The 13,055-nt window shown below is 35.9% G+C and carries 17 protein-coding genes and 1 riboswitch; of the genes, 6 read left to right on the plus strand and 11 right to left on the minus strand.

Translation table 11 applies throughout. The features are described 5' to 3' along the window. Positions 1 to 90 precede the first annotated feature (90 nt). From argD to I7822_RS08170, 6 genes are all read right to left on the minus strand, one after another. Entirely contained in the window at positions 91 to 1,251 is a 1,161-nt protein-coding gene (gene argD, locus I7822_RS08145) for an acetylornithine transaminase (protein ID WP_243459350.1), read from the minus strand. Beyond that, positions 1,251 to 2,030, minus strand: coding sequence for an acetylglutamate kinase (gene argB, locus I7822_RS08150; RefSeq protein WP_207976794.1), 780 nt, complete (start codon positions 2,028 to 2,030; stop codon positions 1,251 to 1,253). The genes argD and argB overlap by 1 nt, the downstream gene beginning before the upstream one ends. 10 nt (positions 2,031 to 2,040) lie before the next feature. Next, positions 2,041 to 3,273 carry a bifunctional ornithine acetyltransferase/N-acetylglutamate synthase gene (argJ, locus tag I7822_RS08155; RefSeq protein WP_372442121.1) on the minus strand — a complete coding sequence of 411 codons (1,233 nt, stop codon included), beginning with the start codon at positions 3,271 to 3,273 and terminating at the stop codon, positions 2,041 to 2,043. A 285-nt stretch (positions 3,274 to 3,558) separates the two neighbouring features. After that, positions 3,559 to 4,596, minus strand: a complete 1,038-nt coding sequence (gene argC, locus I7822_RS08160) for an N-acetyl-gamma-glutamyl-phosphate reductase (RefSeq protein WP_207976798.1) — start codon at positions 4,594 to 4,596, stop codon at positions 3,559 to 3,561. Positions 4,597 to 4,931: 335 nt separating this feature from the next. Continuing rightward, positions 4,932 to 5,240 carry a metal-sulfur cluster assembly factor gene (locus I7822_RS08165; RefSeq protein ID WP_207976800.1) on the minus strand — a complete coding sequence of 103 codons (309 nt, stop codon included), beginning with the start codon at positions 5,238 to 5,240 and terminating at the stop codon, positions 4,932 to 4,934. A gap of 97 nt (positions 5,241 to 5,337) precedes the next feature. Further along, a complete protein-coding gene (locus tag I7822_RS08170) occupies positions 5,338 to 6,105 on the minus strand; it encodes a prolyl oligopeptidase family serine peptidase (protein WP_207976802.1) in 768 nt (255 codons plus the stop codon). 272 nt (positions 6,106 to 6,377) lie between these two features. On the opposite strand from I7822_RS08170, the gene I7822_RS08175 reads away from it, so the two are divergent. From I7822_RS08175 to I7822_RS08185, 3 genes are all read left to right on the plus strand, one after another. After that, on the plus strand, positions 6,378 to 7,190 hold the full coding sequence (locus I7822_RS08175) for a Cof-type HAD-IIB family hydrolase (RefSeq protein ID WP_207976804.1): 813 nt from the start codon (positions 6,378 to 6,380) through the stop codon (positions 7,188 to 7,190). Between the two features lie 104 nt (positions 7,191 to 7,294). Next, positions 7,295 to 7,447 carry a hypothetical protein gene (locus I7822_RS08180; protein WP_207976806.1) on the plus strand — a complete coding sequence of 51 codons (153 nt, stop codon included), beginning with the start codon at positions 7,295 to 7,297 and terminating at the stop codon, positions 7,445 to 7,447. Further along, positions 7,448 to 7,642: a DUF3813 domain-containing protein gene (locus I7822_RS08185; protein ID WP_207976808.1), complete on the plus strand. Its 195-nt coding sequence runs from the start codon at positions 7,448 to 7,450 to the stop codon at positions 7,640 to 7,642. A 183-nt stretch (positions 7,643 to 7,825) separates the two neighbouring features. Here the strand turns inward: I7822_RS08185 and I7822_RS08190 are convergent, their stop codons facing one another. Together I7822_RS08190 and I7822_RS08195 are read right to left on the minus strand one after the other, a co-directional pair. Beyond that, positions 7,826 to 8,311: a BsuPI-related putative proteinase inhibitor gene (locus I7822_RS08190; protein WP_207976810.1), complete on the minus strand. Its 486-nt coding sequence runs from the start codon at positions 8,309 to 8,311 to the stop codon at positions 7,826 to 7,828. A 12-nt stretch (positions 8,312 to 8,323) separates the two neighbouring features. Beyond that, positions 8,324 to 9,166, minus strand: a complete 843-nt coding sequence (locus I7822_RS08195; protein ID WP_207976812.1) for a YitT family protein — start codon at positions 9,164 to 9,166, stop codon at positions 8,324 to 8,326. Between the two features lie 216 nt (positions 9,167 to 9,382). Here I7822_RS08195 and I7822_RS08200 point away from each other — a divergent pair, with 216 nt between their 5' ends. Next, on the plus strand, positions 9,383 to 10,240 hold the full coding sequence (locus tag I7822_RS08200; protein ID WP_207976814.1) for a DegV family protein: 858 nt from the start codon (positions 9,383 to 9,385) through the stop codon (positions 10,238 to 10,240). A 64-nt stretch (positions 10,241 to 10,304) separates the two neighbouring features. Then, positions 10,305 to 10,436 carry a DUF3941 domain-containing protein gene (locus I7822_RS08205; protein ID WP_207976816.1) on the plus strand — a complete coding sequence of 44 codons (132 nt, stop codon included), beginning with the start codon at positions 10,305 to 10,307 and terminating at the stop codon, positions 10,434 to 10,436. 195 nt (positions 10,437 to 10,631) lie between these two features. Here the strand turns inward: I7822_RS08205 and I7822_RS08210 are convergent, their stop codons facing one another. Both I7822_RS08210 and I7822_RS08215 read right to left on the minus strand, forming a co-directional pair. Further along, complete coding sequence (locus tag I7822_RS08210) at positions 10,632 to 10,811, minus strand: hypothetical protein (RefSeq protein WP_207976817.1); 180 nt, start codon at positions 10,809 to 10,811, stop codon at positions 10,632 to 10,634. Between the two features lie 175 nt (positions 10,812 to 10,986). Continuing rightward, the gene (locus I7822_RS08215; RefSeq protein WP_207976819.1) at positions 10,987 to 11,847 is read right to left on the minus strand and encodes a CvfB family protein; all 861 of its coding nucleotides are present in this window, start codon (positions 11,845 to 11,847) and stop codon (positions 10,987 to 10,989) included. Positions 11,848 to 12,026: 179 nt separating this feature from the next. Here I7822_RS08215 and I7822_RS08220 point away from each other — a divergent pair, with 179 nt between their 5' ends. Continuing rightward, complete coding sequence (locus tag I7822_RS08220; protein ID WP_207976821.1) at positions 12,027 to 12,518, plus strand: YajQ family cyclic di-GMP-binding protein; 492 nt, start codon at positions 12,027 to 12,029, stop codon at positions 12,516 to 12,518. Between the two features lie 154 nt (positions 12,519 to 12,672). Here I7822_RS08220 and I7822_RS30625 read toward each other — a convergent pair whose 3' ends face one another. After that, a complete protein-coding gene (locus tag I7822_RS30625; RefSeq protein ID WP_369094754.1) occupies positions 12,673 to 12,726 on the minus strand; it encodes a hypothetical protein in 54 nt (17 codons plus the stop codon). A gap of 28 nt (positions 12,727 to 12,754) precedes the next feature. Beyond that, positions 12,755 to 13,024: riboswitch (SAM riboswitch) on the plus strand. Positions 13,025 to 13,055: the final 31 nt, after the last annotated feature.

Consider the following 13,055-nt stretch of genomic DNA (forward strand, 5'->3'; position numbering starts at 1 on the left):
GTCTGTATTTCCTACTAATTAATCTCTAATTGGATAAATATTAAAAACTTAGTATTTTTATTCAACACTTTGTAAAAAAAAGTGCCCAAATTAATGAGCGACCGTAGATTGCTTTAATGTAGAGAATGTCCGACCAATGATTCCAACCGCCTCGTCAATCTCTTCATATGAAATCGTTAATGGCGGGAGCAGACGTATGACATTTGGACCTGCTGGTAAAACAAGAAGGTTATTGTCTCTTAACTGATCGACTATCATACTTACTTGTTCCTTACATTCTATACCAATTAATAAGCCTTTTCCACGTATTTCCTTCACAAGTGGATGATTTCCTACTATGTTATTCAACTTATTAACTAAGTATATATTTTTTTCGTTAACTTCGTTTAAAAAATCATCCTGTAGAATCTTGGTCATTGTTGCTTTTGCAGCAGCCATTGCAATCGGATTTCCTCCAAAGGTCGAGCCATGGCTTCCTGCTTGAAAGGTTTCAATTAATGATGCTTTACCGATCATTGCTCCAACTGGTATCCCACTTCCTAAGCCCTTTGCAGAGGTTATGATATCTGGAGATAATCCATAATGTTGATAGCCAAAAGCTTTTCCTGTTCGACCGATACCTGTTTGAACCTCATCGATTATTAATAAGGCGCCAACACGTTTACATGTTTCAGCGACTTTATCAATAAATTCTTGCTCTGCCGGAACCACTCCACCTTCACCTTGAACAACTTCAAGCATGATTGCAGCTACATCTTCTTCTAGTTCCTCTAAAGCTTCCGTTTGATTGTATGGAAGATAGGTGAATTTTTCGAGAAGGGGACCAAAGCCTTGTTGTATTTTTTCCTGACCTGTTGCTGACATTGTTGCAAAGGTTCTACCATGAAATGATTGAAGAAATGTCACAATCTTTGTTTTTCCTGTGTGTTTTCTCGCTAATTTAATGGCTGCCTCATTCGCTTCCGCTCCACTGTTACAAAAGAACACTGCCTCTCCATCACTATACTCAACTAAAAGCTTAGCTACTTCCTCTTGGATTGGCTGATGAAAAAGATTAGATACATGCCAATATTTTTTAATCTGATCTTGAACAGCGTTCATTACATCATCATCTGCGTGACCTAAATTGCAAACAGCGATTCCTGATACAAAATCAAGGTACTTCTTATCATTTTCATCCGTTATCCATGATCCTTTTGCTTCTTTAACTGTAACATTCCATCTAGCATAAGTAGGAAATAAATAACTCATTATGACAAAACCTCCTGTTCTCTCACGATTTTTGTTCCTTTAAAACTGTCATTTTCGATAAATGCTTGCTGCCCACTTACAATCATCACTTCTTGACATGTGTCTGAAAGTGTTGCCATCGCTGATTGAACTTTTGGAATCATTCCACCTGTAATCACTTCTTTTTCAATGTTTGACTCAATCTCAGAAGGTGTAATTTTTTCGATTACCTGTTTTTCTCCATCCAGAATCCCAGGGACATCTGTTACAAATAAAAACTTTTCTGCCCCTACTGCATGAGCGATTGCAGCAGCAGCTAAGTCTGCATTAACATTAAGAGTTTCATATGTCACAGTACGTGCAAGTGGCGCAATCACAGGTATATACCCATTATCCATTAGTAATGAAACACTGGATGTATCTACTGATGTTACTTTACCTACTAACCCTAGATTTTCTTTATCTAAATAGCTAGCTTGTAAAATTTGCCCATCACTACCTGATAACCCAATTGATTTAAGTCCTTTTTGTTGCAAAAGATTTGTTAGATGCTTATTTATCTTCCCTGCTAAGACCATTTCAGCAATCTCTAACACAGCCTTTGTTGTTTTACGTTGTCCGTTAAAGAACTCTGTTTCAATATTTAAAGCTTTTAGCATGTTTGTTATATCTGGACCACCACCATGAACAATCATGACCTTCCAGTTATTCTCAATCAATACATTTAAACTTTGAAAAAATGATTCTGACAATTGGTGTACTGTACTTCCGCCACATTTTAAAACGACTGTTTTTGACATATCGATCTCCTTATGTTCTGTAACTTGCGTTTATTTTCACATAATCATAGGTTAAATCACAGCCCCACGCCTTACCAGCTGCATCTCCAACTCCTAGATTAACTGATATTTTCACTTGATCCTTCTTTAAATACTCACTCGCAGCTTCCTCTGAAAACGCCTGTGGGCTATTATCAGTAAAGAGACAAAGGTCTTCTAGATAAATATCAATCTTTTCTGGTTCTACTGAAGCTTCACTATATCCTACTGCACATATAATTCTTCCCCAGTTAGCATCAGCACCGTAAACAGCTGTTTTCACTAAGCTTGAACCAACAATTTTCTTTGCAACTACATTTGCTTCCTGCTTCGTTTTTGCACCTGTTACTTCGACTTCAATTAGCTTTGTTGCACCTTCACCATCTTTAGCGATTTGTTTCGCGAGCTCCTCACTTACCATTTGAAAGGCAGCCTTAAAATCATTCCACTGTGGATGCTTTTCATTTAATTGCTTGTTTCCAGCTTGACCATTTGCTAAGACAAGAACCATATCATTCGTTGATGTATCACCATCAACGGTAATTTGATTATATGTTTTATCAGTAATTTCTTTTAAAGCTGATTGTAATGATTCAGAGTCAATATTTGCATCTGTTGTCACAAAACCAAGCATTGTTGCCATATTCGGATGAATCATTCCAGAACCCTTTGCAGCCCCACCGATTGTCACTTTTTCCCCATCAATCACTACTTCATAGCATGATGTTTTCATTACTAAGTCGGTTGTAAGAATTGCCTGTTGGAATTCTACTGCAGCTTCCTTCGAGGCTTGTGGTTTTAGCTCGTCAATCCCTTGACGAATTTTATCCATTTTCAAGAATTCTCCGATAACACCAGTTGAAGCAACAGCTACAAAATGTTTTTCTATATTAAAAAGGTTTGCACATCGCTCTCTCATCTCGTAAGCATCTTTAAGACCTTGTTCACCTGTACATGCATTTGCATTGGCACTGTTTACTATGATCGCTTGCAAGCGCCCTTCTTTTGCAATACTTTCCTGAGTTACCTTTAATGGTGCTGCTTGAAAGTGACTTTGTGTATAGACAGCCGCACAGTTTGCAGGTACATCACTATATATAACACCTACATCATTTTTAGAATATCTTAAACCAGCGTGAACACCATCAGCTGAAAATCCTTTTGGTGTAACGATAGATCCATCTTCAATTTTTGTATAGCAAGTAGTTGCCTTTGTTTGTAACACTGCTTTTTCCTCCCCAGTGGTCATTATAGATGGCTCGTTTCGCGATAACATTGAATAAAATGGTGTTTCGCCGATTCCTTCTTTTCCCATCTTTTATTTTTTGGTTGTGTTAAACTTGGTTGTTGATTTCCGCTGCAGGCGTTCGCTTTCCGCGGGCGGTCCGGTAGCCTCCTCGGTGCTTTGCACCTGTGGGGTCTCCCTTGGACTCGCACTCCCGCAGGAGTCTCACATATCCGCTCCAATCAACAAAGTGCAAAAAATTCAACAATAAGCTTTAAAACAGCCTTATGGATAAATAGGTGCATGATATAATCCGGTTGTTTCTTCAAAACAATTCATAAGATTAAAGTTTTGAACCGCTTGACCTGCTGCACCCTTCATTAAATTATCAATTACTGATACTATCGTAACTCTTCCTGTTCGTTCATCTACTTTTAAACCAATATCACAAAAGTTTGAACCGTAAACTTCTTTTGTAGAAGGAAATTCATTTTGCTTCCGAATTCGCACAAACGGTGAATCTGCATAAAAATCCTTATATAAGTCTAGTAATTTTTCAGTTGAATACGTATCTGTTAAACTTGCATAAATAGTTGCCATGATTCCGCGTGTCATTGGCATTAAGTGTGTATTAAAGGAAATACATGTAATCGCATTATTTAACGTATGAAGCGCTTGTTCGATTTCTGGTATATGCTGATGCTCATGTACTTTATATATTTTTACATTTTCATTTACTTCTGAGAAATGAGTTGTCTGTGATGCATTTCGTCCTGCACCTGACACACCCGTTTTTGCGTCAACAATAATTGATTGTTCGTTAACAAGCTTATTCTCTACGACTGGTGCTAGCCCTAATATGGTTGCAGTTGGAAAACATCCTGGATTAGCGAGTAATTTAGCCTTTGTTATGTCCGCTTTGTATATTTCGGGAAGACCATATACGGCTTTTTCAAGAACATCTTCATCTACACATGGGCGTTTATACCACTCTTCATATTCACTTTTATTTTTTAACCTTAAGTCCCCAGACAAATCGATAATCTTCACATCTGAATCAATAAATTGAGGTGATAAAGTCCTGGATACACCAGGAGGAGTCGCAAGAAATAAAACCGATACATTGTTTTTTATTTCTTCAACATCAATATTTTTCAAAATATGATCACTTATTTCAGTTAAATGTGGAAATGAGTTACTATATGGAACATCCATTTCTGAAGATGAATACAATATACATTCATCTACATGTGGATGATTAGATAATATTCGATATAATTCGACCCCACCATAACCAGTGGCTCCGACGATTCCGACCTTCACCAAATCACCTTCTCTTGTTAAATTCGATATCTTCTAAATTATTTCTCATTATAAATATGTATAAAAATAAAATCAAGTGTATAAATAATATTTTTATGGATTTTTCAAAAAAATCCTTTAATTATAAGAATAAGAATATGAAACAAACAAAATACGATGTTATATATATATACAGAAGATTGCATAAAAGAATTGTAAAAATGTATATGTTAAGTAGCTTTTAGTGGGTCTCTTAAGGGATGGGCTAGTAAAGATCATTGAATTTTTACTATCAGGTGTGATGCGGGTATAAAAAAATCATCAGCGGAGCGTGCACCCACTGATGATTTTGTCTTTTATCGAATCCCTAATGCGATTTTGGCCATTCTGGACATTTTGTCCTTCGTCCACGGTGGACTCCAAACAATTTTAACCTCTACATTTTTCACTTCTGGAATATCATATAGAGCGGCTTTCACTTGATCAACAATTGTTCCTGCTAAAGGACATCCCATTGATGTTAAAGTCATTGAAACCTCTGTATTTCCTTGCTCATCCATTTGAACATCATATACTAAGCCAAGATTTACGATATCTACACCTAATTCTGGGTCTTCAACCGTTTCAAGTGCTCCGTAAATATTTTCCTTTAATAATTCATCCATAAATGTTATTCCTCCTTCTTCAAGATTTAACGTCTAGTTCTACCTTGAGTATAGTAAAGTAAATAATTTATTTAAAGGATTCTGCTTGAGGTAATCCCTACAAGTTATGTTCAAACCATTCTGTCAACGCCATTGCTCCTTCACGGGATACTTTATGGCCAGCTAATGGATCAACAATAAACTTTAGTCTTTCAGGTGTTTTTTCATACATTGGTATAATGTCCTTGTAAAATTGATACGTCGGAGCGAATGGCACCATTTCATCTCGTTCTCCATGCCAAAATAATAGTGGTCTATTTTGAAGTTTTTCTGTATGCAGACTTAAATCAAAAGGCTCTAAAAGAGAAAGCTGTTCATCAATCTCATCATTGGACAATGGAATTTTCACACCACTTTGCTGTAAAGCAGAAAGCTGTCCTTTTAATAATGTTGTATAACAAGGGCTTCCCATTAGACTAACAGCTGCTTTAATCCAATCATACTGTGTTAATGCACCTAGTGTGGTGATGCCACCCATTGAGGTACCTGCAAGACCAATACGTCCCTGATCAATTAAATCATTTTCTTCAAAATATTCTTTAATTATATTAACTTCTACAATCTCATTTAAAACGATTTTCCAAAACCTAAAGCTTAATTCCTTTGTATTGTAATCTTTACTTCTTTCTCCATGATCAAGTGCCTCTGGTAGTACGACTCTTATGCCTTTTTCTGCAAGATAATAAGCATAATGTAAATTATTTTCCTTTGCACTCGTAAAGCCATGGACAAAAATTACAAAGGGGGTTTTTTTATCCCTATGCGATTGATTTACAATATGTAATAGCGGAATGTCTGCTATATTTATTTTTTCAACGATTACCAAACGAAACGCGCCTCCCTAACTATTTTGCCACTAATTAATTGTAACATGTAGACATTAAACTTGGAAAAAAGATACACTTATACTAAAGCGGAAGCGCCTTGATCAGACCCGACAGGCATAAGACGCTCAGGAATAGAAGACGTTCTTTGTCTTCAATTCCTGAGTGGCTTATGACCCCGAGGGTCTAGGCACTGGAGCTGGATGTCAAAGCGCTACCATAGTACATTAATTTTTACGATTTCCAAAATCTAACAAGACAAAAAGGAGACTTTATGGAAACGAAACCTTTCTTAATTGCTTTAGACTTAGATGGAACTCTTTTAAAGGACGATAAAACAATTTCGACGTATTCAAAAGAGATAATTGAAAAAGCAAAAGCAGCCGGGCATATCGTTTGTATTGCGACAGGAAGACCCTTTCGATCAAGCTCCATTTATTATGATGAATTACAACTTACTACACCGATTGTGAATTTTAATGGTGCATATGTTCATCATCCTAAAAATAATGAGTGGGGAACATATCATACAACACTTAATCTAAACGTAGTAAAGGAAATTATTGAGGTTGCAGAGAAACATAATATACATAATATGTTAGCTGAAATTATTGATGATGTGTATTTCCATTATCACGACGAAAAGCTTTTAGATGTATTTAGCATGGGAAATCCCTCCATTAAAATTGGTGATTTACGAGAAAATCTTGGCGATGATGTAACAAGCATCCTCATACATGCAGCAGAAGAAGATGTTGAAAAAATAAGAACTTATTTATCAGATGTACATGCAGAGGTCGTTGATCACAGAAGATGGGCAGCACCTTGGCATGTTATTGAAATAATTAAAGCAGGGATGAATAAGGCAGTTGGCCTACAAAAAATCGCATCCTACTATGATATTCCCGTTGAACGGATAATTGCATTTGGAGACGAGGATAATGATCTAGAAATGCTTAAATATGCTGGCCATGGAGTTGCAATGGGCAATGCAATAGACCAACTCAAAGCTGTTGCCAATAAGGAAACACGGTCAAATGAAGAAGATGGTGTTGCTCTATATTTAAAAGATGTATTATCCCTTTAAATGATGTTAAATCAGCAACAAATTGCCATTAATATATTCATTTTTTTCGTACACAATAAGACAGACGTTAACAAGCGTCACCATTAAAAAGGGGGGCTTTTTCAATGGGTAAACGTAACAAATCAAAACGTTTTGTTCAACAAGGCAAAGATACAGTTACTAAACACGATGAGAGGTTCCCTTACCATACAACATTATCAGAGTCAGAAGAGCGTAAAGCAAATAAAGCTGTAGATACCTCACTTGGAGGGATATAAATGGGAAATCAATTGTTTCAACAAGCCAGGGAATCTGTGGCTTACGCTAATTCTGTTGCCAGTGGGGCAGTTCAAGGTGATAAGTATGAAGCGATTTTGAAGGCAAAAAATGCATTGTCATCTGCATTTGTCAATTCAACTGAAGCCGAACGTGCTCAACTGCGTGAGTTTCAGCAAACAATTGAGTCTATTTAAGAAAAGCGCAAGCGCCTTGTTCAGCCTCGGGCAATAAGACGCAAATGAATAGAAGACGTTCTTTGTCTTCAATTCATTTGTGGCTTATGACCTCGAGGGGCTAGGCGCTGGAGCTAGACACCAAAACTAAGTACAAAATTATAACTTTCTTAACTCTTAAGAAAAAGAGCTGGCTCTCATGAGTCAGCTCCCTTCTTCTGTAACGTAAATAGTTTTCTTTTTTATTAACCCCTCGGCATCATCTGATAAAATAGATACTTCTACCTCATATTCACCAGGCTTTATACCATTATCAAATTCCCATATCTCTTCCCATTTTATGCTTTCATCTTGCTTTATTAAGGTAGACTCAAGGGCTTGAGCAAACATCTTTCCTTCGGAGTAACGATACACCACTTGATTATTTTGATCAGTAACAATAATTTCATATTTTTGACTTGAAGAAAATTCAAGTTTTTTCGTTTTACTTGAATTATTTATTAGTGTAATAATAAATTCTGCTTGATTACTTAAAACTTTCACGTCAACCATTAATTCCAATTCACTATTCTCCACTTTTACCTCTCCATCTTTTTCTTCAATCTTTGTATTCGCAGTATTCTCATTACCACCTGAACAACCAAATAAAAACATAATCATCATGCTAAAAAGTACGATGGATCGCGCCATTCAAACACCTCATTAATCTTTCCTGAAGAAGCCAAATATCCCTGTTGTTTGAATTATATTAGTAAATGCATTCGGATCTACTTCTTTAATTATTTTTTCTAAATCATACAATTCATACCGAGTAATGACAATAATCATCATATCCTTTGATTCATTTGTAAAAGCACCCTTAGCTGGAATCATCGTAATACCTCTTACTAGTTTCGAATGAATAGCCTTCTTTAAATCATCTGCCTTTTTAGTTACAACCATCGCAGTAAGCTTCACATGTCTAGTATGGATGACGTCAATTACCCTTGTTGTAGCATAAAGCGCAACTAAAGTATATAATGCCTTCTCCCACCCATACAAGAGACCTGCTGTAAAAATAATGACAGAATTCAACATAAAAATATAGGTTCCAACGGGCTTATCCTTCATTCTAGACAACACCATTGCGATAATATCTAATCCTCCTGTTGAGGCACCATATTTCAATGTGATTCCAACACCAACAGCAAGAATTACTCCACCGAAAACAGCATTAAGTAAAATATCGTTCGAAAGAGATTGTAATGGGATTAATTCTAAAAATATAGTTGTTGCTGCTACACTTAAGAAGCTATATAACGTAAAGGTTCTCCCCACCTTTATCCATCCCAAAATTGCTACTGGAATATTTAGTAGTAATAATAAGATACCTGTGGAAATATAAAAAGGTGTATATTCCTCTAGAATGCTAGAAAACAGTTGAGAAAGCCCTGTAAAACCACTTGAATATACGTTTGCAGGAATTAGAAATAAGTTCAAACCTATTGCATTTAATAATGCACCAACAAGCACAACAATAATTTTTATTACCTCACCTTTTATCATGAAAAGATAGACCTCCTCTGCAATCTAAGTCCTATATTCATTGTTCTTCCCATTTTCATGTAAAATGAATACAAAGATTGTATTTTAATTTGATCATGATAAACTAAAACTGAATTAGACTTGTTAGCATGACTACATTTTGAAGGAATATAGATATCTTATACTTACGTATTTATTAGGATAAATGAAATGAACAAATACAAATGAGGTGTTTAGATGAATGTACATATCCTAGCAGATAGCGCTTGTGATTTACCGCTAGACTATTTTGAGGAACATTCTATTTCATTTCTTCCGCTTAGCGTAGATATGAATGGTGAGCAACTACAGGATCAAATAGAAATAAAACCTAAACAGTTATATAATACAATGCGCGAAGGTGCTGTTGTTAAAACATCACAACCTTCTCCTCTTTTAATAAAGGAAACATTTACTGACCTTGCAAACAAAGGAATTCCAAGTCTTTATGTAGCATTTTCATCAGAGCTATCCGGTACATATCAAACAGCGATGATGATTCGCAATGAGGTACTTGAAGAATTCCCCTCCTTTGAATTAGCGATTATCGATTCAAAGTGCGCCTCGCTTGGACACGGTCTTGCTGTTAAATATGCAGCTGATTTAGCTGAAAGTGGAAAACAACTAAGTGAAATCGAAGCAGCTGTAAAAAACTATTGCCTAAAGATGGAGCATATCTTTACAGTAGATAATTTAGAATATTTAGCTCGAGGAGGTAGAATTAGCAAAGCATCTGCATTTGTTGGGGGCCTTTTAAATATTAAGCCTTTGCTCCATGTAGAGAACGGTAAACTTATTCCCCTTGAAAAGATACGTGGTCGTAAAAAAGTTTTCCGACGCATTATTGAAATTATGAGTGAACGTGGCGTTAACTTACAAAACCAAACCATCGCCATCAGCCATGGGGATGATGAAGAAGCTGCGTATGAAATGAAAGCATTGATCGAGAAGGAATTTTCACCAAATGAAGTTTATATAAATTATGTTGGAGCAGTTGTTGGAGCTCATGCTGGCCCTGGTACTCTAGCGATATTCTTCTTAAATGACGAGTTATAGTAACACATAGTTAAAGCTAAGTGAGGGCATAGTAAAACTATATTCGTTTGAAAGGAGCTTTTTCATGCCACATACTAGTGATAACGATAAAAAGTCACAAGATAATAATGCTAAGCGCCATGAAAAAAACATGATGCGTGATAAAAATCGCAAGCAAGGCGAACGTCAATATTCTAAGAGAACAGATCATAAATGAACAAAAGCGCAAGCGTTCGATGTTGACTTATCGTACAGTGGTGAGGGAAGTCCACTTCTGCTTAAGCGCTGGAGCTGGATGTCGTGCGCTTATCCACAGTTCAAGAATTTTATAATTTCCTAAACGCTAACAAAAGGTCTTTTACTCAGGCATGTATCTCATGTTAAGTGAAAGACCTTATTGTTCTAAATGTTGTTATTTTTCTGGCTTTACAAATATAGTCAGACAATTTGTTTGTAAGTCCATCCTTCCATAATGATAAACTTGACCACCTAGTGAAAAAACATTCTTATCTTTTAGATGTACATATTGCTCTCTTGATAGCTCTAACTTGTTATGTACTCCATTTTCAACTGCAAGCACTTTTATTTCCATCCCATATCAATCCTTTAATATGTTCTTTCATAGTACTTTTATACTAAACATTCTATAAAATCAGTATATTTTGTATCTTATGAAAGCGTCAAGCTATTGGTTCTGAAATGGCTCCTACTTCCTTATATTAAAAAACGGTCTTCATTTCTAAATAGAATGAAGACCGTTCTTATTCTTATTGATCCTGCTGTTCTTTAAAATATGTCCAGCCATCTTTTTGATAAACTCTACCATGCTTCATTAAATGCCCTAAAGCTCGTTTAAACGCACCTTTACTTAGTTCAAAGCGTTCATATATATCATCTGGATCACTTTTATCATTGAAAGGCATTGCTCCGCCTCTTTCTTGCATATAACCATAAATTCGTTCTGCATCACCACTTAGTGCCTCATGCTTTCGTGGCAATAAACTAACGTTAAGAGTCCCATCCTCCTTCACGTCAATAACTCGTCCTGTTACTGTCTCACCTAAGCGCGGCTCAACGATTCGCTGTGAGGAATGGATAAAACCTTTATAGCCTTCTTCAGTTAATATGAATGAACCTGCTACTATCATTCTGTAAACAGTTCCTGTAATTTCTTTATTAAACAACGAACGATCAGCATCTTTAAAGAAAGGCTCAACAATTTCCTCTGTCGCTAGGCGAACAAAAAAACGGCCATTTCCCGAAACCTTTAATGTACAATAAAGCTTGTCCCCTGGTTTAGGCCATACTTCTCTTAAAAACGGGAGATGATCCTTTGCTACAAGAGCATCCTTACTCAAGCCAATATTCACAAAAGCCCCCATATCATCTACTACATCTACCACTTCTACCCAACCGTATGATTGATCCGTAATCAGTGGTTTTTTCATCGTTGCGTACAATCGTTCTTGAGCATCAATCACGAAAAAGACCTCAATTTTTTCTCCTACCTCGATTTCTCCTATCACTTCACTTTTATGTAATAGAACACGCTCATCTCCATCTGTTAAGAAGTATCCATAATCGACCTTTTCATCTATCGTTAATGTTGCAAATGTGCCTGGCATCATATCATTTATCGTTCCTTTCATTTAAGTGAAAATTTTATTAGTTCTCACTTTCCTCATCATTTGTGAGTAGTTTTTTAGCAACTTTTATACTTAAAAGTCCTTTGGGCGTTTAAAAAGTTGTGATCATTGTTTTATTTTACTATAATCTAACCATATTATATACGTAATGGAGGATTAATATGGCGAAAGATAGTTCATTTGATATTGTATCCAAAATTGAATTCCCCGAAGTGACGAATGCAATCAGTATAGCAATGAAAGAAATTGCTACTCGTTATGATTTTAAAGGGAGCAAAAGTAATATTTCATTAGAAAAAGAAGAGCTCGTTTTAGTCTCTGACGATGAGTACAAGCTAGACCAACTAAAAGACGTCCTATTATCAAAACTTGTTAAACGAAATGTACCAATTAAAAATATTTCGTATAAAAAAATTGAGAATGCCTCAGGTGGAACAGTTCGTCAAAGAGCAGAATTAGTTTCTGGGATTGATAAAGAAAATGCAAAAAAAATAAATACGCTTATTAAAAATGCTGGATTAAAGGTAAAAACTCAAATTCAAGATGATCAAATTCGTGTAACAGGAAAAAGCAGAGACGATTTACAACAAGTTATTGCTGCAATAAGAGAAGCTGACTTACCAATTGACGTACAGTTCATTAATTATCGCTAGACCAAAAGCGCAAGAGCCCGTTTATCAACAGAAATCCTATACGAAATTAACAGACAGTTCATCTAACACATAGTTGTTGCTGAACTGTCTTTTTACTACTTTTTGAAAGATGATTACCACCTTTTCCCACTCGTAATTTTAACCAAAATATCATTTAACTATTGATATTTTTCATAATATTAGATAAATTAGTTGTAACACTTTTCAATATATTAAAGTAAATACATTAATTTCATATCTTATCAAGAGAAGCTGAGGGACTGGCCCTATGAAGCTTCAGCAACCGGTCCATAACGAGTGATGACTGGATTTTAGTTGATTGTTCAAAGAAAGAAGATAATCCTTAAGTTGTTTTCTATCCGCATCTACAAACCTTGCAGGTGCGGATAGAAAACAAACAACAGCATGGTTTTCAAACTTTCTAAACAATCAATCTTTCCTACTTATCCTCCGAGTCCCAAGGTGCTAATTCCAGCTAAGCATGTAAGATGCTTGAAAGATAAGGGGAAGCTTTGAATCACTCAGCCTTCTTCTTAA

Source organism: Metabacillus bambusae, from assembly GCF_017497975.1.
GTDB classification, from domain to species: Bacteria; Bacillota; Bacilli; order Bacillales; family Bacillaceae; genus Metabacillus; species Metabacillus bambusae.

What these genes read in the sequence shown, in the direction of transcription:
- I7822_RS08210 (WP_207976817.1), bottom strand. Translation starts at nt 10,811, where the DNA reads ATGGAAATAAAAGTGCTTGCAGTTGAAAATGGAGTACATAACAAGTTA.
- I7822_RS08195 (WP_207976812.1), bottom strand. Translation starts at nt 9,166, where the DNA reads ATGATAAAAGGTGAGGTAATAAAAATTATTGTTGTGCTTGTTGGTGCA.
- I7822_RS08200 (WP_207976814.1), top strand. Translation starts at nt 9,383, where the DNA reads ATGAATGTACATATCCTAGCAGATAGCGCTTGTGATTTACCGCTAGAC.
- I7822_RS08205 (WP_207976816.1), top strand. Translation starts at nt 10,305, where the DNA reads ATGCCACATACTAGTGATAACGATAAAAAGTCACAAGATAATAATGCT.
- I7822_RS08185 (WP_207976808.1), top strand. Translation starts at nt 7,448, where the DNA reads ATGGGAAATCAATTGTTTCAACAAGCCAGGGAATCTGTGGCTTACGCT.
- I7822_RS08175 (WP_207976804.1), top strand. Translation starts at nt 6,378, where the DNA reads ATGGAAACGAAACCTTTCTTAATTGCTTTAGACTTAGATGGAACTCTT.
- I7822_RS08180 (WP_207976806.1), top strand. Translation starts at nt 7,295, where the DNA reads ATGGGTAAACGTAACAAATCAAAACGTTTTGTTCAACAAGGCAAAGAT.
- I7822_RS08220 (WP_207976821.1), top strand. Translation starts at nt 12,027, where the DNA reads ATGGCGAAAGATAGTTCATTTGATATTGTATCCAAAATTGAATTCCCC.
- argB (WP_207976794.1), bottom strand. Translation starts at nt 2,030, where the DNA reads ATGTCAAAAACAGTCGTTTTAAAATGTGGCGGAAGTACAGTACACCAA.
- argD (WP_243459350.1), bottom strand. Translation starts at nt 1,251, where the DNA reads ATGAGTTATTTATTTCCTACTTATGCTAGATGGAATGTTACAGTTAAA.
- I7822_RS08215 (WP_207976819.1), bottom strand. Translation starts at nt 11,847, where the DNA reads ATGATGCCAGGCACATTTGCAACATTAACGATAGATGAAAAGGTCGAT.
- I7822_RS08190 (WP_207976810.1), bottom strand. Translation starts at nt 8,311, where the DNA reads ATGGCGCGATCCATCGTACTTTTTAGCATGATGATTATGTTTTTATTT.
- I7822_RS08165 (WP_207976800.1), bottom strand. Translation starts at nt 5,240, where the DNA reads ATGGATGAATTATTAAAGGAAAATATTTACGGAGCACTTGAAACGGTT.